Annotated in this window: 27 protein-coding genes; all 27 read right to left on the bottom strand. The window is 65.0% G+C overall.

The annotated features are described in order from the left end of the window. Positions 1 to 78 precede the first annotated feature (78 nt). The 27 genes from N687_RS0101400 to aroQ all read right to left on the bottom strand — a co-directional run bounded on the left by N687_RS0101400 (position 79) and on the right by aroQ (position 21,570). Complete coding sequence (locus tag N687_RS0101400; RefSeq protein WP_029420164.1) at positions 79 to 921, bottom strand: TlyA family RNA methyltransferase; 843 nt, start codon at positions 919 to 921, stop codon at positions 79 to 81. 1 nt (position 922) lies between these two features. Beyond that, positions 923 to 2,809, bottom strand: a complete 1,887-nt coding sequence (gene dxs, locus N687_RS0101395) for a 1-deoxy-D-xylulose-5-phosphate synthase (protein ID WP_231493368.1) — start codon at positions 2,807 to 2,809, stop codon at positions 923 to 925. A 5-nt stretch (positions 2,810 to 2,814) separates the two neighbouring features. After that, positions 2,815 to 3,399, bottom strand: a complete 585-nt coding sequence (locus N687_RS0101390) for a hypothetical protein (protein WP_035461999.1) — start codon at positions 3,397 to 3,399, stop codon at positions 2,815 to 2,817. A 748-nt stretch (positions 3,400 to 4,147) separates the two neighbouring features. After that, entirely contained in the window at positions 4,148 to 5,047 is a 900-nt protein-coding gene (locus N687_RS0101385) for a polyprenyl synthetase family protein (protein WP_156039998.1), read from the bottom strand. After that, entirely contained in the window at positions 5,044 to 5,310 is a 267-nt protein-coding gene (gene xseB / locus N687_RS20540) for an exodeoxyribonuclease VII small subunit (protein WP_231493367.1), read from the bottom strand. The genes N687_RS0101385 and xseB overlap by 4 nt, the downstream gene beginning before the upstream one ends. Further along, positions 5,243 to 6,682, bottom strand: coding sequence for an exodeoxyribonuclease VII large subunit (gene xseA / locus N687_RS0101375; protein ID WP_081841057.1), 1,440 nt, complete (start codon positions 6,680 to 6,682; stop codon positions 5,243 to 5,245). The genes xseB and xseA overlap by 68 nt, the downstream gene beginning before the upstream one ends. Next, positions 6,673 to 7,539 carry a bifunctional methylenetetrahydrofolate dehydrogenase/methenyltetrahydrofolate cyclohydrolase FolD gene (folD, locus tag N687_RS0101370; protein WP_081841056.1) on the bottom strand — a complete coding sequence of 289 codons (867 nt, stop codon included), beginning with the start codon at positions 7,537 to 7,539 and terminating at the stop codon, positions 6,673 to 6,675. The genes xseA and folD overlap by 10 nt, the downstream gene beginning before the upstream one ends. A 57-nt stretch (positions 7,540 to 7,596) precedes the next feature. Continuing rightward, entirely contained in the window at positions 7,597 to 8,607 is a 1,011-nt protein-coding gene (locus N687_RS0101365; RefSeq protein ID WP_029420157.1) for an NAD(P)/FAD-dependent oxidoreductase, read from the bottom strand. Between the two features lie 53 nt (positions 8,608 to 8,660). Then, complete coding sequence (locus tag N687_RS0101360; protein WP_029420156.1) at positions 8,661 to 9,632, bottom strand: hypothetical protein; 972 nt, start codon at positions 9,630 to 9,632, stop codon at positions 8,661 to 8,663. A gap of 22 nt (positions 9,633 to 9,654) precedes the next feature. After that, positions 9,655 to 10,083: a transcription antitermination factor NusB gene (gene nusB / locus N687_RS0101355; protein WP_035461993.1), complete on the bottom strand. Its 429-nt coding sequence runs from the start codon at positions 10,081 to 10,083 to the stop codon at positions 9,655 to 9,657. A gap of 49 nt (positions 10,084 to 10,132) precedes the next feature. Then, on the bottom strand, positions 10,133 to 10,366 hold the full coding sequence (locus N687_RS0101350; protein WP_029420154.1) for a hypothetical protein: 234 nt from the start codon (positions 10,364 to 10,366) through the stop codon (positions 10,133 to 10,135). Beyond that, entirely contained in the window at positions 10,363 to 10,911 is a 549-nt protein-coding gene (gene amaP, locus N687_RS0101345) for an alkaline shock response membrane anchor protein AmaP (RefSeq protein ID WP_029420153.1), read from the bottom strand. Before amaP ends, N687_RS0101350 begins: the two co-directional genes overlap by 4 nt. Positions 10,912 to 10,934: 23 nt before the next feature. After that, positions 10,935 to 11,357, bottom strand: coding sequence for an Asp23/Gls24 family envelope stress response protein (locus N687_RS0101340; RefSeq protein WP_035461991.1), 423 nt, complete (start codon positions 11,355 to 11,357; stop codon positions 10,935 to 10,937). Positions 11,358 to 11,420: 63 nt separating this feature from the next. Further along, entirely contained in the window at positions 11,421 to 12,764 is a 1,344-nt protein-coding gene (gene accC, locus N687_RS0101335) for an acetyl-CoA carboxylase biotin carboxylase subunit (RefSeq protein ID WP_029420151.1), read from the bottom strand. 11 nt (positions 12,765 to 12,775) lie between these two features. Next, entirely contained in the window at positions 12,776 to 13,285 is a 510-nt protein-coding gene (accB, locus tag N687_RS0101330) for an acetyl-CoA carboxylase biotin carboxyl carrier protein (RefSeq protein WP_029420150.1), read from the bottom strand. Positions 13,286 to 13,461: 176 nt separating this feature from the next. Beyond that, positions 13,462 to 14,112 carry a SpoIIIAH-like family protein gene (locus N687_RS21850; RefSeq protein WP_051662850.1) on the bottom strand — a complete coding sequence of 217 codons (651 nt, stop codon included), beginning with the start codon at positions 14,110 to 14,112 and terminating at the stop codon, positions 13,462 to 13,464. Positions 14,113 to 14,138: 26 nt separating this feature from the next. Then, entirely contained in the window at positions 14,139 to 14,660 is a 522-nt protein-coding gene (locus tag N687_RS0101315) for a hypothetical protein (protein ID WP_029420148.1), read from the bottom strand. A gap of 75 nt (positions 14,661 to 14,735) precedes the next feature. Continuing rightward, a complete protein-coding gene (locus tag N687_RS21845; RefSeq protein WP_231493562.1) occupies positions 14,736 to 15,233 on the bottom strand; it encodes a stage III sporulation protein AF in 498 nt (165 codons plus the stop codon). 5 nt (positions 15,234 to 15,238) lie between these two features. Beyond that, complete coding sequence (spoIIIAE, locus tag N687_RS0101305) at positions 15,239 to 16,504, bottom strand: stage III sporulation protein AE (RefSeq protein WP_029420146.1); 1,266 nt, start codon at positions 16,502 to 16,504, stop codon at positions 15,239 to 15,241. Between the two features lie 14 nt (positions 16,505 to 16,518). Beyond that, the gene (gene spoIIIAD, locus N687_RS0101300) at positions 16,519 to 16,905 is read right to left on the bottom strand and encodes a stage III sporulation protein AD (RefSeq protein WP_029420145.1); all 387 of its coding nucleotides are present in this window, start codon (positions 16,903 to 16,905) and stop codon (positions 16,519 to 16,521) included. Between the two features lie 9 nt (positions 16,906 to 16,914). Next, positions 16,915 to 17,118, bottom strand: coding sequence for a stage III sporulation protein AC (gene spoIIIAC / locus N687_RS0101295; RefSeq protein ID WP_074953144.1), 204 nt, complete (start codon positions 17,116 to 17,118; stop codon positions 16,915 to 16,917). Positions 17,119 to 17,150: 32 nt separating this feature from the next. Beyond that, positions 17,151 to 17,663: a stage III sporulation protein SpoIIIAB gene (gene spoIIIAB / locus N687_RS0101290; RefSeq protein WP_029420143.1), complete on the bottom strand. Its 513-nt coding sequence runs from the start codon at positions 17,661 to 17,663 to the stop codon at positions 17,151 to 17,153. Continuing rightward, entirely contained in the window at positions 17,663 to 18,688 is a 1,026-nt protein-coding gene (gene spoIIIAA, locus N687_RS0101285) for a stage III sporulation protein AA (protein WP_051662849.1), read from the bottom strand. Before spoIIIAA ends, spoIIIAB begins: the two co-directional genes overlap by 1 nt. Before the next feature lie 280 nt (positions 18,689 to 18,968). Beyond that, positions 18,969 to 19,268 (bottom strand): YqhV family protein, encoded by a 300-nt coding sequence (locus N687_RS0101275; RefSeq protein WP_231493366.1) that lies wholly within the window; start codon positions 19,266 to 19,268, stop codon positions 18,969 to 18,971. 169 nt (positions 19,269 to 19,437) lie between these two features. Then, positions 19,438 to 19,995 carry an elongation factor P gene (efp, locus tag N687_RS0101270; RefSeq protein WP_029420140.1) on the bottom strand — a complete coding sequence of 186 codons (558 nt, stop codon included), beginning with the start codon at positions 19,993 to 19,995 and terminating at the stop codon, positions 19,438 to 19,440. Between the two features lie 19 nt (positions 19,996 to 20,014). After that, positions 20,015 to 21,106, bottom strand: a complete 1,092-nt coding sequence (locus N687_RS0101265) for a M24 family metallopeptidase (RefSeq protein ID WP_029420139.1) — start codon at positions 21,104 to 21,106, stop codon at positions 20,015 to 20,017. Next, positions 21,103 to 21,570, bottom strand: coding sequence for a type II 3-dehydroquinate dehydratase (gene aroQ / locus N687_RS0101260; RefSeq protein WP_029420138.1), 468 nt, complete (start codon positions 21,568 to 21,570; stop codon positions 21,103 to 21,105). The genes N687_RS0101265 and aroQ overlap by 4 nt, the downstream gene beginning before the upstream one ends. Between the last annotated feature and the right edge of the window lie 58 nt (positions 21,571 to 21,628).

Raw genomic sequence — 21,628 nt, 5'->3', positions numbered from 1 at the left:
CTCACGCTGAGGGATTCCACAGAGGCAAAGCGAGTTCCTGCCGCTCTGCGCTGACCGTAGCCAAGCGATCCAGAACCTTCACTCCTTGGGCGATCCCGCCGGCGGTCCTGGCCGAAGCGCCGCCCACGCGGCTGTCACCACCTCCGGAACCCGGTCGAGCACCGCATCCGCCACGGGCTGGCCCGTCATGCGCCAGTACGCCAAAAATTCGATGTTCCCGTCGCCGCCCGTGATGGGCGAGAAATCAAGGCCCATGCACTGCATGCCCAGTTCGCCGGCTGCTTCGAGAACATCGACCAGCACGCGCCGGTGCACCGCTGGATCGCGCACGATGCCCCCTTTGCCGACCGATTCCCGCCCGGCCTCAAACTGAGGTTTGATCAGGCTGATCACCCGGCCGCCCTTCCCGACAATCTCAATCAACTTGGGAAACAGGAGCCGAATGGAGATGAACGACACGTCCATCACGGCCGTCGACGGCCGGGGTCGGAACACGGCGGGATCAACATGGCGAAAGTTGGTACGCTCCATCACCACCACACGGGGGTCCTGGCGCAGGGACCAAGCCAACTGCCCGTACCCCACGTCGACCGCATACACCAACCGGGCGCCGTGTCGAAGGGCGCAGTCCGTGAAGCCCCCGGTGGACGCGCCCACATCCAGGACCACCTCATCCTCCAGAGAGACGCCGAACGACCGCAGGGCACGTTCCAGCTTGAGGCCGCCACGGCTGACGTACGGGTGTTCCGGCTGATCGACCTCAAAGACCTCTTCTTCCTGGACCTGCATCCCCGGTTTGTCCACCACCGTGCCACCCCGGCGGACCAAACCGGCCATGATGGCACGCCGGGCTGCCTCCCGGCTGGGAAACAGCCCCCGCCGATGCAACAGCACGTCCAGACGGACTTTTCGGTCACTCATGTCACACTTCGACCCGGCGCCCGCGTTGCGCCGCGCGAACCGCTCGCAAGGCTGCATCCGCCACGCCCTCGGGAGAGAGTTGGAAGACCTTCAGCAGCTCCTCCCGGGACCCGTGCTCCACAAAGACGTCGGGTAGACCCATGCGGGTCACGCGGGCGAGAACCCCTGCGTCCGCCAGAGCCTCCGTGACGGCGGAGCCCATGCCGCCGGCCAACGCCGCCTCCTCCACGGTCACCAGCGGCATGCGTTCCGCGAGCCGCACGACGAGGGACGTGTCCAATGGTTTGACGAACCGCATATTGACCACCGTGGCCTGGATGCCGTGTTGATCCGCCAACCGCTCGGCGGCCGCTTCGGCCACTCGGACCATGGGCCCCAGGGCCAACAGCGCGACATCCGTTCCTTCCCGGACCACCTCCGCGCGGCCGACCGGGAGCATCCGCAGCGACTCATCCAACGGGACACCTTCGCCGTCGGCCCGCGGATACCGCACGGCCACCGGCCCTTCCAGGTGCAGACCGGTGTACAGCATGTGGCGCAGCTCATTTTCATCCTTCGGCATCATCAGGGTGAGGTTCGGCACCGTGCGCAGATACGCGATGTCGAAGGCCCCCTGGTGCGTCTCGCCATCTGCGCCCACGAGGCCGGCGCGATCGATGGCGATGAGAACCGGGAGTTTCTGAATGCAGATGTCGTGAATCACCTGGTCGTACGCGCGTTGCAAAAACGTCGAATAGATGGCGAGCACAGGCCGCTTCCCCGCCGCCGCCAAACCGGCGCAGAAGGTCGCGGCGTGCTGCTCCGCGATGCCCACGTCATACAGGCGGCGCGGAAATCTCTGCTGAAATTTCCCGAGTCCCGAACCCTGGATCATCGCCGGGGTGACCGCGACCACCCGGTCATCCGCCTCCGCCAGCCACGTCAGCGTCTCGGCGAACACGCTGGAATACGAAGGTGCCGACTTACCGCCCGAGCCGCTCGGCCAGGCGTGGAACTTGTCGGGCGCGTCCTCTGCCGAGGGATACCCCTTTCCCTTCCTCGTCACCAGATGGATGAGCACTGGCCCGCGTAGGTGCTTGGCGTCCTCCAGCACCCGGATGAGGCAGGGCAGGTCGTGGCCGTCGACAGGGCCCAAGTACTTGAAGCCAAACCCTTCGAACAACATGCCCGGGACAAACAGATGGCGCATGGAGTCCTTCAGCTTTTCCAGCGTCTTCGTCAGCCTCTCCCCAATGGCCGGTACCTTGCGCAGGGCGGCCTCCAACTCGGCCTTCGCCCGGGAGTAGGTCGGATCCGTGCGCAGGCGAGTCAGGTACTTGGACACAGCGCCCACGTTTTCCGAGATGGACATCTCGTTGTCGTTCAGGATGACCAACAGGTTCGTTCCCACGTGTCCGGCATGGTTGAGCGCTTCCATCGCCATGCCGCCCGTCAACGCTCCATCCCCGATGACCGCCACCACGTGATGGCGTTCCCCGGACAGGTCACGAGCGACCGCCATGCCGAGCGCCGCGGAGATGGACGTGCTGGCATGGCCAGCGCCGAACGCGTCGTGCGGGCTCTCGGACCGTTTCGGAAAACCGGACAACCCCTTGTACTGCCTCAGCGTGGCAAACTGCTCGCGTCGGCCGGTCAGCATCTTGTGGACGTACGCCTGATGACCTACGTCCCAGACGATCTTGTCCCGCGGGCTGTCAAACACGCGGTGCAGCGCCAGGGTCAGTTCGACCACGCCCAAATTGGCGCCAAAATGGCCGCCTGTTTTGGAAATGGATTCGATTAAAAATGCGCGGATTTCCGATGCGAGCTGCAGCAGCTGCGCCTCGGTCAGCCGTTTGACGTCCGATGGTTCGTTCACTTTTTCCAGCAGCGTGATACAACACCTCACACGGGTTACGCCCGAGCCCGCTTGTCGCCTCTACGGGGAGAGCGTCTCCAAATGCCAAGGATCGATTCCAAGACCTTCGATGCATACAACACAATCGGTGTCGGCGACTGGATCGCCAGGGTCTTGCCGATCGCCTTGGCGCCGACGGTCAACGACGTGACGAGCGCCGTGATCGCGATGATGGTCAACTCTTCCATCCATCCTGTGACCTCGAGCGTCCGGTTCAACTGTACCGCGACGGCCAGTGCGCCGGCGCCGCTCAAGACGCCCGCGATATCCCCGACCACGTCGCTGCAGATACTCGACACCTTTTCGGCGTTCCGGACGATGGTGATGGCCCGTTTGGCGCCGTACACGCGTTTGGCAGCCATCGCATGAAACGGCGTCTCCCGTGCGGCCGCAGCCGCCACGCCGAGCATGTCGAACATCGCGCCCACGCAGACGATGAAGACGACCACCATGGCTCCAATGTACCATGCCACCGAATCTAAAAAAATGGTGGCTGTGTCAAACACACCACCAAGCGGAAACGATAGCGCCGCCACGGACAGAATGAAAGGCAGAGAACCGCGTAGCGTCGTCTTTTTCATTATGTACCCCCGCGGAATAAAAGCAATGGGGGGTGGCAGCTCTTTGAGTAAACGCTGTGGCTTAGGTCCAGTAGGTTTTCCCAAGGTCGCACCCGCTCGTCGCCAAGCGGGCGGTTTCCCTTTATGCGACCCTTGACAGTGTCGCCATCTGTCAGACTAGATTACCACTCAGTCCACACTATAATCCTCAAAGAGCCCTGCCGTCGCAGACAGTCTAGGCGTTTTCCGCGACAACCGCGACCGTTCCCTAGCCTCTTTTGCAGTACAGATTTCACGCGGCACCGGTGTGGCTCCCTGGCCGGGGAGCCTGGCACCTGCTACCCGCGATCCTTCGGTACCACTCAAGGCAGGCTACGCTGCACACAGATGGCCTCCGCATGCAGGTTCATCCCCCAAGCCATAGTCCCCTTCGATGCGGACCACGAACTTGGGCCTCCGCGAAAGCTGGGTCAGGTCCCGCATGCCATTGCGGGTTGCCCAACTTTCTTAACTCCCAGTACCAGCCCAGGGCTGGGCGCCCCAAGCCAACACCAGGAACTTCATCGATGTGCCCTTTGGCGGATTTTTAGCCCCGCCTTCAGGAACGGACGGTCGACTAGAATACTGCGCCACCCGGCTGACGGGACCTATTATAACATACGCCCAGGGGTCGACATAATGCTCCGGACGTACGCCAACCGCCGGATTCGGTCAAAAACGGCCATCACCGACACGGACTGAGGCCGGTACGAATCCGCTCGTCCTCGCATTAGCGGTCACGCTGTACGACGTACGACGCCAAACCGGTCAACAGCGGCGCATGGATGCCGGCGGCGTCGAGCGCTGCCAACGCGGCTTGATACCGCTCTTCCGCCAGACGCCGTGTCTGCTCCAGCCCGATGAGGCTCGGATAGGTCAACTTCTGCATGCGTTCATCCGCACCCGTCTGTTTCCCCAAGGCCTCGGCGTCCCCGGAAACGTCCAGCCAATCGTCCACGATCTGAAACGCGTGCCCAATTTCGATCCCGAAGGCCGCCAGGGCGTCCCGCTTTGCCTGATCCAGCGCCGCGAACAAGCCGCCGATGACGACGGATGCCTGAATCAGCATCCCAGTCTTGCGCCGGTGGATGAACGCCAATTGCTCTAACGACCCTGTCGTCCGGTTCGCCTCCATATCGGCTTGTTGGCCGCCGACCATGCCGTAGGGACCCGCAGCACGCGCGAGCGTCTGAATCATCTGCAGTTGGCGTTCAGGCGGCACATTCAACGGCTGAGCAAGCAGCGCAAACGCCTCCGTCAGCAGGCCGTCCCCTGCCAACAGGGCGGTCGCCTCACCAAACACCCGGTGATTGGTCGGGCGGCCCCGGCGCAGGTCGTCGTCGTCCATCGCCGGGAGATCGTCGTGAATCAGCGAGTACGTGTGCACCAGTTCCAGGGCCGCCGCCGCGGGCATCGCGTCCTCCTCGCGAACCCCGAAGGTGCGCGCGGCGGCCAGGCACAGGATGGGCCGGATGCGCTTGCCGCCCCCGAGCAGGCTGTAATTCATGGCCTCGAACAGGCGGGCGGGTTGGGAGTCACCCGGAAACACGCGCGCCAGATAGGAAGACACCGCGGCCCCGGTCTCCGCGATGTATCGCTCGATGTCCACTGGCGGGCGAGTGCCCGTCATGCGCCGTTCTCCTCCTTCTCCGCCGCCCCGTCCTCCGCAAGCAACCGTTCGATCTCCAACTCCGCCCGATCCAGCTGGGTGCGGCAGAACTGAACCAACTGCATGGCCTCTTTGTACCGCTCGATGGAGTCGGACAACGTCAGCTCTCCCGTCTCCAACAGGCGCACCGTTTCCTCCAGGCGGCGCATGGCGAGTTCAAAGGTCAAGCCGGAGTTGTCCGCCTCCTTGGGCGTCACGCCCTGCGGCTCGGTGTCTTGGGACACGGCCCGTCTCTCCTTCCTCTTCCACAATCTTCGCCTTCACCCGGCCATCGGAAAACTGGACGCGGACCGCGTCTCCCGGATGCAGGGCGCGCGCGGACGTCACCACCTGTTCGGTGTCCGCCCGGTATACGACGCTGTACCCCCGCTGCAGCACCGCCAGCGGATTGAGTGCCACCAGCGATGCGGTGATCCGCTGCACCCGGACATCTGCCGCGGTCCACCGGCGCCGAACCGCTTGACCCGCCTCCTGCGCCAGCCCGTTCACCCGTCCCGCCGCGCGCGCCACGCGCTGCCTCAGGTCGAGCCGGTACAGCCGCTCCCGGTTCTGGTTCAAGCGCCGTTCGGCGACCGTGATCGACCGGCGCACCTGTTGCTGCAGCTGATGCTCGACGGCGTCCACCGCCTGCCGCCGCAGGTGCACCATGTGCAACGGCTGCCGCAACGCGTGCGCCTGTTGCAACGTCCGGAGCCGGTCGCGAGCGCTCCCGATCCGCCAGACCACGGCACTCTGCGCCCGGTTCGCGAACTGTTGCAGATGCACGCGCAGGTCCGAGACCGCCGGGGCGACCAGTTCAGCGGCTGCCGTCGGAGTAGCGGCCCGCACGTCCGCCACGAAATCACAGATCGTGTAATCCGTCTCATGGCCGACCGCTGAGACCACCGGGATGGGACACGCCGCGACCGCACGCGCCACCAGCTCCTCATTGAAAGGCCACAGCTCCTCTAAGGAACCCCCGCCGCGAGCGACGATGATCACGTCAATGGACTCCCGCTCCGCGTGGTAACGGACCAGCCGCGCGATGGCCTCCACGATGGTCGGCGCGGCGGTCGGTCCTTGCACGAGCGCGGGCGAGAGCACCACCTTCGCCAGAGGATATCGGCGCCCCAGCGTACTGCAGATGTCGCGGATGACTGCGCCGGTAGGCGACGTCACCACGCCAATGCGCCGCGGATACGGCGGAATGGGACGTTTGCGCTCCGGTGCAAACAAGCCTTCCGCCTGAAGACGCTCCCGCAGCTGCGTGAATGCCACGTACAGCGCCCCGACGCCGTCCGGCTGCATGTCCTCTACGTAAAGTTGGTACTGTCCGTCGCGATCGAACACCTGCACCGAGCCGAGGGCAATCACCCGCATCCCGTCCTCGGGGCGAAAGCTCAGGCGCCGGTTTCGGTTCGCGAACATGACGGCACGCAAGCGGCTCGATTCGTCCTTCAACGTGAAATACATGTGGCCGCTGGAGTGGTATTTGAAGTTGGAGATCTCCCCCGCCACGTAACACCGCGCCAGCCGCTCGTCCGCCTGCAGCAGCTGGCCGATCAGCCGGTTTAACTCACTGACGCTGAACACCTGAGCCGCTGTCGTCACCGCCACGCCTCGTCTCCTCCCCACCCGCGCCGGCGGAGGCCGAGGCGCAGCGTGTTGACCATCAGCATGGCCACCGTCAAAGGCCCGACGCCGCCTGGGACAGGGGTGATGGCCTGGGCGATGGGCGCCACGGCCTCAAAATCCACATCACCCACGAGCCGTCCGTCGATCCGGTGGATGCCGACGTCCACCACGACCGCCCCCGGCTTCACGTGTCCGGCGCCGACGAGCCCGGGCACGCCCGCGGCGACCACCAAAATGTCCGCCTGCCGCGTGTGCGCCGCCAGATCCGGGGTCTTGGAGTGGCACACCGTGACGGTGGCATCCGCCTGCAGGAGCATCTGCGCCATCGGTTTCCCGACGATGTTGCTGCGCCCGACGACCACCGCGTGCCGCCCCGCGACCGGGATGCTGTAGTGCTCAAGCAGCGCCATGATTCCGGCGGGCGTGCACGGCCAGACGGCGGGGACACCGGCGAAGTTGCGCCCCACATTCAGAGGATGGAACCCGTCGACGTCCTTTTCCGGTGCGATCCGTTCGATGACCGTCCGCTCGTCGAGATGCTCCGGCAGCGGCAGTTGGACGAGGATTCCGTCGACTTCCGGGTCGGCGTTCAGCGCGTCGATCAGGTTCAACAGCTCCTCGGCCGTCACCGACTCCGGCAGATGCCTGACTTCCCCGGCCAGCCCGATCTTCTCGGCCGTCCGCTGCTTGCCGCGCACGTAGCTGGCCGACGCCGGATGGTCGCCGACGAGCACCACCACCAGCTTCAACCGCCCCTTCGGCGCGACCCGTTCCAGCTGGCGTCGAACCTCTTCCTGCAGATCGGCCGCCACCTGCTTTCCGTCCAGGATCACCGCCATCGTCATCCCCTCCAACCCGCGCCGCCGTCCGCCGCATTCGGACAGGGCCGACTTTGGTCACTCCTTGCGATTGCTGCTGTGTCCAGGGCTCAGCTTTGCCTTCGGATCGATGAACGTCTTCGCGTTGTTCACCGCCGTAGGGGCTTCTCCAAAACCGGTGGCAATCAGCTTGACCTTGCCGGGATAGGTGACGATGTCGCCCGCCGCGTAAATCCCCGGGATGTTGGTCTCCATGCGCGTATTGACGACGATCTCGTTGCCCTCAATCTCCAGGCCCCAGTCCGCGATCGGCCCGAGAGAAGCGGTGAAGCCCAGGCCGCTGACGATGGCGTCCACGGCGAGCTCCGTACGTTCCTTCGTCTTGTTGTGGATCAGCACCGCCTTTTCCAACCAGTCCCCGCCGCTCACCGAATCCAATTCGACAAACGTGCGCACGTCCACCGTCGACGACAGCAAGCGTTTCACGCTCTCCTCGTGGGCGCGGAACTGGTCGCGCCGGTGGATCAACGTGACCGAGGACGCGACGCCCTCCAGCATCAACGCGAAATCGACCGCGGAGTCCCCTCCGCCGATGACGAGGGTGCGTTTTCCGCGGAACTTTTCGAGATCGTCGATGTAATAGTAGACGCCCCGACCGACGAACGCCTCGGCGTTCTGTGCGGGCAGCGGACGCGGGGAAAAGGCGCCGATTCCGGCACAGATGATGACGGCCTTCGTGTAGTGCGCCTGCTTGTCCGTTCGCAGTTCGAAGACGCCGTCCTCGCGCCGCGTCAACCCCTCCACCGTCTCGTTCAGGTGCACGGCCGGATTGTACTGGAAGGCCTGCTCCTTCAGCTGTTCGACCAATTGCTTCGCGCGGATCTTGGGAAATCCGGGCACATCGTAGATGTACTTCTCCGGATACAAGGTGGCCAATTGCCCGCCCAACTCGGGCAAACTGTCGATGATCTTGCACGAGGCGTCGCGCATACCGCAGTAGAACGCGGCGAACAATCCCGTGGGGCCGCCCCCGATGATGGTGATGTCGAATACTTGTGTGGCCTGGCTGAGCGATCCCGTCTCGGTCACTGAAAGCCCCTCCTCCGTAGCATAAAAAACCAACCGGGCCCATTATACCGTAACTAGTGCGCCACAAACAGGTAGTCGCGGGCAATGCGGGCCGGGCCCAAGGCGTTGTCCGAGGCGTACCGCGCCGGGGCGAAGTGGACCTCAAGATCGGGGGCATCCGAAGCCAGCTGACGCCTGACCCTCGCCTGGATGTCCGCGTTGGCGGCGACGCCGCCTGCGACCACCAACCTCCTGGCACCGAGCCGATCTCGCCAGCGGAGGACGGCCTTCACGACCGTGCGGGCGATGCAGATCTGGACCGCCAACGCCACCTCGGGACCCGGCACACCGGCCTCCACCGCCCGCAGGGCGGCGGCGCATGGGCCCGAGAAGCTGAGGCCGGCCGACGGACGGCTGGAGGGGACGCGAAAACCGCTGTCCGGAGGTGCCTGCTGCGCCAGCCGCTCCAGCGACGGGCCTGCCGGAAACGGCAGGCCCAAGGCGACGCCGACGCGATCGACGAACTGGCCCGCGTGCAGGTCGGCCCCCTCCTCGAGGGTGGTGACCCGATAACCGAAACGGGTGCGCTCCGCCCACACCAGGTCGGAGGTGCCCCCGGAGAGGTGCAGGGCGAGAAAGGGCCCGTCCCAGGGTGCGAGAAAATGGCATGCGGCCGCCAGGTGACCCTCCTGGTGCGAACAGGGTACCACGGGAAGGCCGAGGGCACGGGCGAATGCGTAGGCAAAACTCGCTCCGGCGCGGAACACCGGCATGTAGGAGCGGGCAAAGGGCCGGGGCCGCACCGACACCCCGATCCCCGCCCAGGCGGGGGAGATGCCCGCGGCGGCGAGCTGCGCCATCAGGTCGTCCATCACCCCGGGCAGATGCTGTACATGAAAAAAGAGCGCATCGGCTTGCCGAAGCCCTCTCTCTCCTTCGCGAACAGGCAGCACGCGCCGTGCGTCCGCCACCAGTTCCCCAGTGTCCGCCCGTACGGCGGACAGGGAGGTGGTATAGTTGCTTGTATCGATCCCAAGTACCAGCATGTCCTGTCTCCCTGCTTGCCGCCTACGATCTCGCCGCCGCCCGGCGTTCGTGAGCCAGTGGGATTACGCGCGAGAGCACGCCGTTGACGAACCGCCCCGACTCCTCCGTGCTGTACTGCTTGGCCAACTCAACCGCCTCGTCCGCGATGGTCGCCACATCCACATCCCACTCGTACAACAGCTCGAACACAGCGAGCCGCAAGATGGCGAGATCGACCCGTGCGATCCGGTCGAGCCGCCATCCCTGCACGCGCTCCTTGAGGATGTCGTCGATCTCCGGCAGCGCCGCCACCGTGCCTTCCACCAAACGTGCCACATACGTTCGATCCGCGTCCGTCGCCGACCCCTCGTCCTCGAAGACGTGACCGATAGCCTCCTGCGCACTGGACTTTCCGACCTCGACCTGATAGATGGCTTGCACCGCCTTGGCGCGCAGGTCATGGCGCCGCATCCCACCACCTCCTTGTCCATCCGTTGGGCGGGCGCTCCGCTCCACCCGTTCACGAATCTCCGAACCGCTCGCTCAACAACTTCTCGACGACGTCGCGCCACGACTCGTGCTGCTCCAACACGCGTCCTGCCGCAAAACCGCCGCCGCCCAGGATCAACAGTAATACTGTGGCCCAAAAACCGAAGGCCATCCACACCGCCCACAGGATGCACCCGGCCAAGAGCCCGTGCCACCGCCGCTTCAGCGAACGGAACCAGGTCCAGGCCTCGCGCACCCCGTTCATGCCTGACTCCACCCTCGTGAACCACGCGCAGCCGCGCCCCCGGCGATCTCGGTGACGCTGACGAGGACCTGTTCCACGACGACCGCCGTGGTCCGTTCCACGTACGTCTTGACCGCGTCCTGGATCTCGCGGCCCATCTGGGCCAGATCCAGATCCGGCAGAGCCCGGACGCGCACCGCCAACACAATCCCCGATTGGCCATGGCGCACGCGGGTATCCAGTTCGTGCACGCCGCGCACCGAACGGCCGGTCCGATTGGCCAATTCTCGGATGGTGTCGAAAGAGATGCGAATGTGCCCGAAGTCACCCGGGAGCAATACGAAATCCGGCTCCCGCCTGCGCACCTTATAAAACAGGAAGCGCACCGCCAGGAGCGCGAACACCACGCCGCCCACCATCAGATAGGCATTGTCCGGATATGCCGCCCATTCTCCCGCCCCACCGACCGGGGCCAGCGCCCCGGCGCCGATGAGGAACGCACAGGCGCCGGCCGCCAAGCCCGCCAGGCAGAAGATGATCAACAACACGCGATCCAAAGCGCTCACAGAACCCCTCCCCGGGAGGACGGTCAGCGCGCCCGTTTGTCTGCCGTCAACTCCTGCGTCTCCTTGCCCTTGTCCTTGTCGGTGTACAGGCTGATGCCGGCGACGTGGACGTGCACCGCCGTCACGTCCAATCCGGTCATGCTCTCGACCGTGCGCTTGACGTGCTCCTGTACCGCCAACGAGACGGACGGGATGTTCACGCCGAACTGAAGCACCACCGCCAATTCGATGGTGCACGTACGATCCGCCTCTCCAAATTGGACGCGAACCCCTCTTGTGAAGTTCTTGCGTCCGAGGAGCGATTCGGTGATGCCTCCGGCGAAGCCCCCACTCAATTCGACCACGCCGACCACCTCGCTCGCGGCGATGCCGGCGATGATCTGAATCACCTCGTCCGCAATTTGAATCTTCCCGAGGTCGGTGGCCTCGAACTCCATATCCTGCATGGCAGACATCCTTTCCGCCCACGTTGGCTGAAGTATACCATTCCGCTCCGACGGGACCAAGACCTACAGGATCGGATACTCTTCCAGGAACCGGGTCGTCACGTCTCCCGAGCGGAATTTCTCGTGCCGGAGCAGCCTTTGATGGAACGGGATGGTCGTGCGAACACCCTCGATGCGAAACTCGCCCAACGCCCTCAGCATGCGGTCGATGGCCTGGTCGCGCGTCGGTGCCCAGACAATCAACTTGGCGATCATCGAATCGTAGGTCGGGGGCACCACGTACCCGGGATAGGCGGCGCTGTCCACACGCACCCCGATGCCTCCGGGCGGAAGGTACGCCTCGATTTTACCGGGGCTCGGCATGAAATTGCGCTCCGGATCTTCGGCGTTGATGCGGCACTCGATGGCGTGTCCGGAGAGCACCACGTCCTCCTGGCGGATGGACAACGGCTCACCGGCCGCCGCCAGAATCTGTTCACGCACGAGGTCGATCCCCGTGACCCACTCGGTCACCGGATGTTCGACCTGAATGCGCGTGTTCATCTCCATGAAGTAAAAGTCGCCCTCCGGCGTGTAGATGAACTCCACCGTCCCTGCCCCGACGTAGTCGACCGCCCGCGCGGCGGCCACGGCGGCCGCCCCCATCGCGGCCCGCGTCTCCGGCGACAGGACGGGACAAGGCGACTCTTCCACCAATTTCTGCAGGCGACGCTGGACGGAGCAGTCCCGCTCCCCCAGGTGGATGACGTTTCCGTGACGGTCGGCCAACACCTGGATCTCCACGTGGCGCATCCGCTCGATGTACTTCTCCAGGTAGACGCCGGCGTTGCCGAAGGCGGTCTCCGCCTCCCGCTGGGCCGTCGTCACCGCCTGGCGCAGCGCGTCCGGATCGCGCACGATGCGGATCCCCTTACCCCCGCCGCCGGCCGTCGCCTTGATGACCACCGGGTAGCCCACCTGTTCGGCCAGAGCGACCGCCTCGTCCGCGTCGGCCAAGAGCCCGTCGCTGCCGGGAACGGTCGGCACGCCCGCCCGCCTCATCGTCTCCTTCGCCATCGACTTGTCTCCCATGGCTTCGATGGCGCGCGCGCTCGGGCCGATGAACGTGATCCCGCAGGCCTCGCAAACCTCAGCGAAATCCGGGTTCTCCGAAAGAAACCCGTATCCGGGATGGATGGCATCGACACCGGTCAGGGTCGCGACCGACATGATGCTCGGAATGTGCAGGTAGCTCTGCCTGCTCGGCGCCGGTCCGATGCAGTACGCCTCATCCGCCATCTGCACATGCAGCGCGTCGCGATCCGCCTCCGAGTACACCGCGACCGTCTCGATGCCGAGCTCGCGGCACGCGCGGATGACGCGTACGGCGATCTCCCCGCGGTTGGCTATCAGAACGCGTTTGAACATCGCGGATCTCCTCACGCTCGTTTGATCTTGAACAGCGGTTGGCCGTACTCTACCAATTGGCCGTTCTCCGCTAAGACCTCCACCACTTCGCCCGACACCTCGGCTTCGATCTCGTTCATCAGCTTCATCGCCTCGACGATGCACACCACCGTCTTCTCCGTCACCTTGGTACCCACCTCGACGTACGGCGGTGCATCTGGGGCGGGCGCGCGGTAGAACGTACCGACCATTGGCGATTTGACAATATGTATGTTCGCCTCGTCCTCCGCGGGCTCCGGCGCAGGGACGGCCGCCGGGGCGGATGGGGCCGCGGCCGGTGCAGCGGCGGGCTCGGCGGGTGCCAGCGCGGAGGCCGGGGGAGACGCCACCGGCATCACCGGCGCAGCTGCCTGCGGCACGACAGCCGGGGCGTCCGGCTTTTTCAGAAGGAGTTTCATATCCTCAGTCTCAATGCGGATCTCCGCGAGACTCGTGTCATCCAGGAGTCGGATCAGTTCGCGAATCTCCCCGATCTTCAACACCCAAGGTCACCCCTCGACGATAGACGTGTCCACCACTCGCCCTAGTATAGCACACGAGAAACTGGCGGCGCACACCATCGCTTGACAGGGACCCCCTTCCCGACGGGGCATCGAAAAAGCGCCCCGGCGCTCGCCGCGGGGCGCTTTGAGCGGGATCCTCAGGCCCTGGCCTGCACTCAGGCCTTTGCCTGCACCGTCACATTCACCACCGGCAGGTTCAGCTGTTGGCTGACCACATTCATAATGGATACCGCTTGCTGCGCCGTCAGTTTGTCGGTCTTCACGTACACCACCGCCTTCTGCCCGCTGGCGTCGGGGATGATCACACAGTCCTTGTAGCCCTGCCCAAGTACCCGGTCGCGGGCCGTGTCGAGATTCCCCACCAGCGTCTGCAGTTGCTCCAGCTTCTGTTTCGCCTGCCCGATCTGGTCCGCGCTGGCGCTGCTGTTGCTGATCACCTGGTTGTACGTGTCCATCTGCTGCGCGTACTGCTGTTCCAACTTCGTCTCCATGTTGACGTACCAGTCGGACGATGAGGCCGTGGTGCCCGCTTGGCTGGCCCCCGTGCCCGTTGTGCTCGTCTGGCTAGACGTCCCTGTCTGGCTCGTCGCCCCCGTCTGGCTGGTGCCGCTCTGGCTGGTCGCCGATGCCCCGCCCGTTTGGCTCGTCTGGCCGCTGTCGGGCGGCGTGGCACTCGTGGCCACGGACGACCCGTCCGGGTTTTTCGTTGCGGTGAGTCCTCCGTCGTTGTTCATGGTGTAGTAGCCGATGAGCATCAGCGACAACACCATCATCGTGGACAGCCACACCGTTTGCCGTTTGACCACTTGTACATTCCTCCCACTCTACGTTTTCACCTTTCCGGCTCCACGCTAATTTTATATGCGGGCACGTCCAAGACATGCCGGATCGCATCGATGATTTGTGCCTTGGCGACGTAAAAGTCGTCCGCTTTCACCAACACCAACACCCCGCGGACCTTCGGAGTGACGCGCTGCGTGACAAAGGGGACGCTGTCGCCGTCACCCGTGCGCTCCGTAAACACGTCGCTGCGGGTCGTCGTGCTCTGGGAAGTCGTCTGCTGCCCGCTCGTCTGTGTCTGCGTCGTCTGCTGGGTGTTCTGCGCCAACTGCAGACTTTCGGTCGAATCGACCGTCACCATCACCGACACGTCCTCAATGCCCTGCATCTGCTTGAGCATCCCGGCCAACTGCTGGGCGTAGCGCTGCTCCAGGTCGTGCACCGAGCCCAGTTGGCTGTCGTCCGACGCAGCCGGAGTGCCCGCGGCAGCGGTCGGTTGCGCCGGCGCCTGGCCGGTGACGGCGGCCGCGCCCCGCCCCCGCCCCGGCCCGCGAAAGTGCCGAGCAAGAGGCACGCGATCCCGATGAGGCCGAGGAAGATCAGCCATTTGTTCTGGTGCAATGGTTTGAGATCCACCGAACCTCTCCTTTCACCCCGCGTGCACCGTGACGCGGTCGCGCGGGATCTGCAATTGGCTGGCGGTCCATGCGGCGATGGCGTCGGCCTGGCCGGCCAGACTGGGATCGACTTGGATGTCCACCGAGACGGCCGCACCTTGTGCGGCCCCCGTCACCCGGACAGTGGGCTCGGGTCCGCCGAACGCCTCGGCGATGCCGTCCGCCAGCCGCCGCCCGAGCAGATCGTCGGCGGTCTGCGCCTGCTGTGCCTCGAGGACGTTTTCTATCCCCGCGGCCGCGGAGGCCTGCGCAGCGGCCGGCGGTTGCGCCAGTTCGGCATCGATGGCTGCGGCGGCGCGGTCCGCCCAATCAGCGCGCATAAAGGGTAAAAACGGCTGCAGCATCGCGGCCAGGATGGCCACCCCCATGACGGCCCGCACGTACCGTTGCATCGCCTTGGTCGGCAACAGCAGGTCCGCCAAGGCGGCGAGGATCACCAACAGGATGATCTGCTTGAGCCACTCTCCCATCGCCGTCACGCCATGATCACCGCCAGGTTGGCCGAGACCAACAGGATGCAGATGGCGAAGAAAAACATCAGGGCGACCGCGGTGACGCTCGCGAACAGGAGCACCATGCTCTTCCCAATCGCCGCCAGGCAGTTCACCATCGGGTTGTCCCCGAGCGGTTGCATCAAGGCGGCGCTGCCGTGGTAGATGAGCGACAGAGCCAGAATCTTCAGCACCGGGAAGAGGGCGATGAACGCCACGATCACCAGCCCCGCCGCGCCGATGGCATTCTTGACCAACAGCGAGGCGCTGGCCACCGTCTCGGCCGCGTCGGCCACCGCCTTGCCCACCACCGGGACGAAGGTGCTGACCGCGAACTTCGCGGTGCGCAGCGCGACGCCGTCGGCGACACCTTTGCCGAGTCCCTCCACCGCCGTAACTCCGAGGAATGCACTCAGACACAGGCCCAGGATCGCGACGCCCCCGGTCCGGAGCAGCCCGGCCAGGCGGGTCAAGGAGTAGCGGGGAGACAGGGCGCTGACGATCTCCATCACGGCGGCGAAGAAGATGAGCGGGAACACGAACAGAAACACGACGTTGCTGATGAGATGCACGGCGAACAGCAATAGAGGTTGAAAGAACGCAGCCGACACAAGCGATCCGGACGCCGCCATGACCGTCACCACCAACGGCACGGTCGCCAGCATGAAGTCGGTCATCGATTGGATGGCGTGTTTGGCGGTCCCCACTGCCTCCGTGAACGATCCGATGGCCAACACAAGCAGCACGAGGAACACGACGAAGTAGGCGATCTGGCTGACGGCCTGGCGCTCGAACGCGGCCTGCATCGACTCGAGCAGGGCGGCTAGCACGGAGAGCACCAGGATGCCGCCCAACAATTGGGCGTTGTCCAACACCTCGTGCAGGAAATACCGCACGACGCCGGCGGCGATGCCGTGCAGGTTGAATCCGCCACTGTCGAGGATGGAGCGGACGATGCTGCCCCCCGGGACGTCGGGCAAGAACCCGCCGTACTCCGCCTGCAGGTCGTGCCAGAAGCGTTCGATGGACTGCACGGGCAGCTGCTCCAACTGTTGCTCGGCCGCCGCGCGCGCGGAGTCGCCCGCCTGCTCCAAGGCACTTTGTCCAGGGGAGGCCGAGCCATAGGGGGCCGAAGCGGAGACGCCGGCGGGATCGACCGCGGCCTGTGCCAGTCCGGGATGGACCGTGAGCCCGCACAACAGCCCGAGCCACAGCAGAACGCCCGTCCACCATCGCCAGCGCACCGGCATCCCACTCCCTTCCTTCACGGCAGAAGATGCACCAACGACTCGACCACACCCGTGATGATGGGCAGCGCCAGGACGACGATGCCGACTTTGCCCACCAGTTCAATCTTTCCGGCCAACGCGCCTTCATGGGCGTCCCGGGCGACCTGCGCGGCGAATTCGACGATGTACGCAATCCCGATGATCTTCAGCACGGTGCCGAGAAATCCCTGATCGACCCGCGCGGCCTGCGCGAGGTCCGTGAGCGCGTGCACCACGTCCTGCATCGGTCCGAGGACCGCGAGGAACAGGACGATACCCGCCATCAGGCCGACCATCATCGCGAACTGCGGCATCCGCTCCCGAAGCACCACCACGATGACCGTCGCCGTCAATCCGATGCCCACCAGCTGTAAGATTTGCACCCGGCTCACCTACTGCCGCAAAAACACGGTTTCAATCTCCCGGTACAGGTTGCCGACATACCCGATGACCATCATGAAGACCACCACCAAGCCGACGACGGTGGTCCAATACGCATAGTTCTCCTTGCCGCTCTCCTTGAGCAGGGAATGCAGGAAGGCGACGAGGAAACCGATGCCGGCAATTTGCAAGATGGCGCGGATCTCCGGTGTCACGGCCCATCCCCCCAAGGGCGGCATAGCCGCCGTTAGTACAGCAGGATCACAATCGTCAGCCCCACCAGCGCCCCGATGTATTGCCACAGGCGCTCGTGCGTGCGCTGAAGCTCGCGCGCCTCCTCCTCCAACCCGGCCAGACGAGCGATGGCCACCTCGAACTGCTGGCTCTGGTGCACCCGGTCCGACGTGCCGAGCGTCCGGCCGAACTCCCGCACCACCTCCAGGTCGGCGTCACGCAAGGCGGATAATCGTTCGGCCTCGTTCAGGGCGCGCGCCAGTGCGTCCGCCACCGGGACGTCGCCGTCCTGCAGGATGTCCGCAGCGGAGGCGAACAGGACACCAGCGGGAGGCGAGACGCGTTCCGACACGCGGCGAAGCGCGGCGGGCAGCGGCGTGACACTGTACTCCACCTCCGCCTGCAGCAACCGCATCCCCTGCATCAGCGCGCGCAGTTGGCGTGGCCTCTCCCGGTAGTCGCGGGCGATGCGAAAGCCGATCCCGGTGCAGGCCACGAACACCAGGGCGGCGCCAATCGCTTTCATCAAGGCGCATCCGTCCTTCGGGACAGGTTGGAGAACCCGGCGACCGGCAGCCCTCTGGCGTCGAGGATGGACTCGATGGTCCCGGGGCCGCGGCGGCGGCTGAGGACCACATAACGGTGGAACGCCTGCCCGTGAAACAGTTCTCCCATGTGGGGCCGCGTCCGCCACTCGTCGAGATTTCGCGCGTGGGCGCTGGCGAGCACCGCCACCCCCGCGTGCGCCGCCTCCAGGATGGCGCCGACGTCCTGGGCACGCCCGATCTCGTCCGTCACCACGATGTCCGGAGAAAGGCTGCGGATGGCCATCAACATCCCCTCCGCTTTCGGACACGCGTCGAGCACATCGGTCCGTGGGCCCAGGCGGAACTGCGGCACGCCCTCCACACACCCTGCGATCTCGGAGCGCTCGTCGACCACGGCCACCTTGCACGGACGCCCTGCGGGCATGCCTCCCTCGCTCCACAGCCGGGCCAGGTCGCGAAGGAGTGTGGTCTTTCCGCACTGCGGCGGCGAGATGAGCAGCACGCTCAGCGGTGCGCCGCTGACCGGGTCTTGCACGTGGGCGCGCAGCGGATCGGCCGCGCCCAGCCGTTCCCTGGCGATCCGGACGTTGACGGACGTGATGCTTCGAATGGATCGCACGGACCCTGACTCGTACAACACCGCCCGGCCGGCGACGCCCACCCGGTGACCGCCCGGCATGGTGACGAACCCACGGCGCAGATCGTCCTCCACCGCATACAGGGAAGACTGCGTGACGACCTGGATGACCCGCATCAGATGATCCTCGGTGACCCGGATGGCGTCGTCGGGGCTGCGGGTCAAACCCTGTTCCCGATGCAAGAATTGGTCCAGGCTCGCCCCGCACAGCTGCAGCGGTTGGTGAAGGCGAAACCTGAGTTCCTCCACCCGCTCCAGGACCGGCGACGGGAGGTTTTGCAGGCGCTGGGCGACGTCGGGCGGACAGACGCGGAACACCTGCTGCCAGGGCCATTCCCCTGCCGGAGCGGATTCCCGGTTCCACACAACGTCATCCACCTCCCTGGTTAGTCCATGTATACGGACAGGCTGGGACCGATATGACAAGCGGTCGGGGCGAGAAAGCCGTCACGGGGAACTGGGATGCCGCATTCCATAACAGAAGACAATTGCAGTTCGGTGGAGGGAGGGACGGCCGTGGACATCGCCGTCTTGGTGCGTTGGATTGTGGTCTTTCTCGTGATCTTCGTGCTGTTGATGTTCTTCGTGTTCAGCCTGGTGCGAAAGTCCATCCGGTGATCCCGCCCGCCATGCCGGGATCCTTCTCCTAACCTCTTGCTCCGAGCAGGATGCAGCCCACGCCGAGCACAATCAACGCGATGCGCCACAGGGCGATCTCGCCGGCGAGCCCGCTGATGCCGAGCATCGTCACCGTGACCAAGACAAGCGGTCCGACCAGGGCGAGCACCGCATTGACCTGCAACGCCGAGGCGGCCGTGCCGAAGTAAAGCATCAGGCAAGCACCCGTCAACTCCGCCAAACTGGACAGGACACGCAGCCCGGCCATCGCGTACACCACTTTGTCGATGACCTCAAACATCGCTGTTCCGCCGTGCACCCATGCCACGTCACCCCCACGCTTGTTCGATATGCCGCTCGTCCCTCCGACAGAACCGTTCACCGCGCCGGAAACGCAAAAAACCCGAGCGGACAGACCGCTCGGGTAACTCTTCCGGCCCGGCGCAGCATCCCAGGCCGTCCCTGCCCGGCAAGCGGGAGAACCGTGGGCTCGCCCGTCAGGCGCGCGACACGTAGTTGCCGGTGCGCGTGTCGATGACCAACACGTCCCCTTCATTGATGAAAAACGGCACCTGCAGTGTGTATCCGGTCTCCACCGTCGCCGGCTTGCTGCCCCCGGTCGCGGTGTCCCCACGGATCCCCGGCTCCGTCTGGATGACCTTCAGCTCCACCGTGTTCGGCAGATCGATGCCGATGGGCTGCCCCTGGTACATCACGACGAAGCAGTTCATATTTTCCTTGAGGAAGTTCAACTCGTACTCCAATTGCGACTTCGGAATGGTGATCTGGTCAAACGTCTCCGTGTCCATGAACGTGTACAGATCCCCGTCGTTATACAGGTACTGCATCTCGCGCGTCTCGATGTGCGCGCGCGGCACCTTCTCCCCCGCCCGGAAGGTGGTCTCCTTGACCGCGCCCGTCTTGACGTTCTTCAGCTTCGTGCGGACGAACGCGGCACCCTTCCCGGGCTTCACATGCATGAACTCGATCACGCGGTAGATCTCGCCGTCCACTTCAATCGTCGTACCGGTGCGAAAATCGTTGCTGGAAATCACGCAAACCCCTCCTGATGTCTCAAACCTCGATCAACGTGTCCTTGGCTGAAAGCGTCAACACCCGCCCGCCATCGGGCGTGACGAGCACATCTTCCTCGATCCGCACCCCGCCCCACTCGGGCAAGTAGACGCCCGGTTCGATGGTGATGACCATCCCGGGTTCAAGGACGTCCTCTCCGCTCTTGGAGATGCGCGGATCCTCGTGGATTGCCAAGCCGATGCCATGTCCCAGGGAGTGGCCGAACGCCTCCGCCAAGCCATGTCGTGCCAGGGCGTCCCGCGCCACAGCGTCCAGCTCCCGGCCTGTGATGCCGGGTCGGACCGCCGCCAGGGCCAGCCGCTGCGCCTCCAGCACGCGTTCGTAGATCTCGCGTTGGCGCGGATTGGCCTTGCCGATGACCACCGTACGGGTCAGGTCCGAGCAATATCCTTGGTACAGGGCACCGAAGTCCATCGTCACCAGGTCCCCCGCCTCGAGGACCTTGTCGCTGGCCACCCCGTGCGGCATCGCCGATCGCCAGCCGGAAGCCACGATGGTGTCGAACGCCGCCCCGGAAGCCCCTCGTTTGCGCATCTGGATCTCGAGTTCAAGGGCCACGTCCCGCTCCGTCAGCCCCGGCCGGAGCACGCCGAGCACGTGCTCGAACGCTTCGTCCGCGATGCGGGCCGCCTCCTCGAGGATGGCGATCTCCGCCTCGTCCTTGACCATGCGAAGGCGTTCCACCACTCCGGAAACGGGTACCCAGGTGAAGCCGGGCACGGTCTTCTCCAACGCCCGGTAGCGCTCCACCTCACCGTATGTGAGGTAGTCTTGCTCAAATCCCACCGCTTTCACGCCCAGAGACTGGACGACCTCGGCCAACAGCTCGAGAAACGCCCCTGCGTGTGAGGCCTGTTGCTGCACCACCTCAAATCCCGTACACTGCGCTTTCGCCTGCTGCGTGTACCGAAAGTCGGTGATGACGAGCGCGCGGTCAGCCGTCACCAGCACATTGGCGGAGGTACCGGTGAACCCGCTGACATAACGCCGGTTTTCCGGGCTCGATACGAGCATCGCCTCCAGTCCGCGCGCGGCCATCTCCGCGCGCAACCGGTCCAATCTGCCGCTCATTCGCGTTCTCCCCCTCGCTCCCGCCTCCACAGTTCCAGCAGATGCCGGGCCGCCAACACGTATCCCGCCGTGCCGAGCCCGACGATCTGCCCCAGGACCACGGGGGCGAGCACGAGCTGATGGCGGAACGCCTCCCGGCGGTGCACGTTCGAGATGTGCACCTCAATGACGGGCCGCCCGATGTCCGCTACGCAATCTCGCAGGGCGTACCCATAATGGCCGAAGGCGCCTGGGTTGAGGACGATCCCAATGGCCCCCGGCCCGTACTGCTGCAAAAAATCAATCAGGGCGCCCTCGTGGTTGGATTGGAAGTCTTTCACGGCGACCCCGAAGGCGTCGGCCGCTTCGCGGACGCGCGCGCACACATCGTGGAGGGTCTCGGTGCCATACACCTGAGGCTCACGCAGCCCGAGGCGGTTCAGATTCGGCCCGTTCACGACGAGTAGATACGGTCGCTCAGCCATTCAGAATCCACCTTCATAACGTGTGAAGAAGACAAATCGCTGTCATTGTATCACATGC

This window comes from Alicyclobacillus macrosporangiidus CPP55, assembly GCF_000702485.1.
Taxonomy (GTDB): domain Bacteria; phylum Bacillota; class Bacilli; order Alicyclobacillales; family Alicyclobacillaceae; genus Alicyclobacillus_H; species Alicyclobacillus_H macrosporangiidus_B.
Note: the sequence above shows the minus strand (reverse complement) of the source record. Positions and strands in the feature narration are given on the sequence as shown.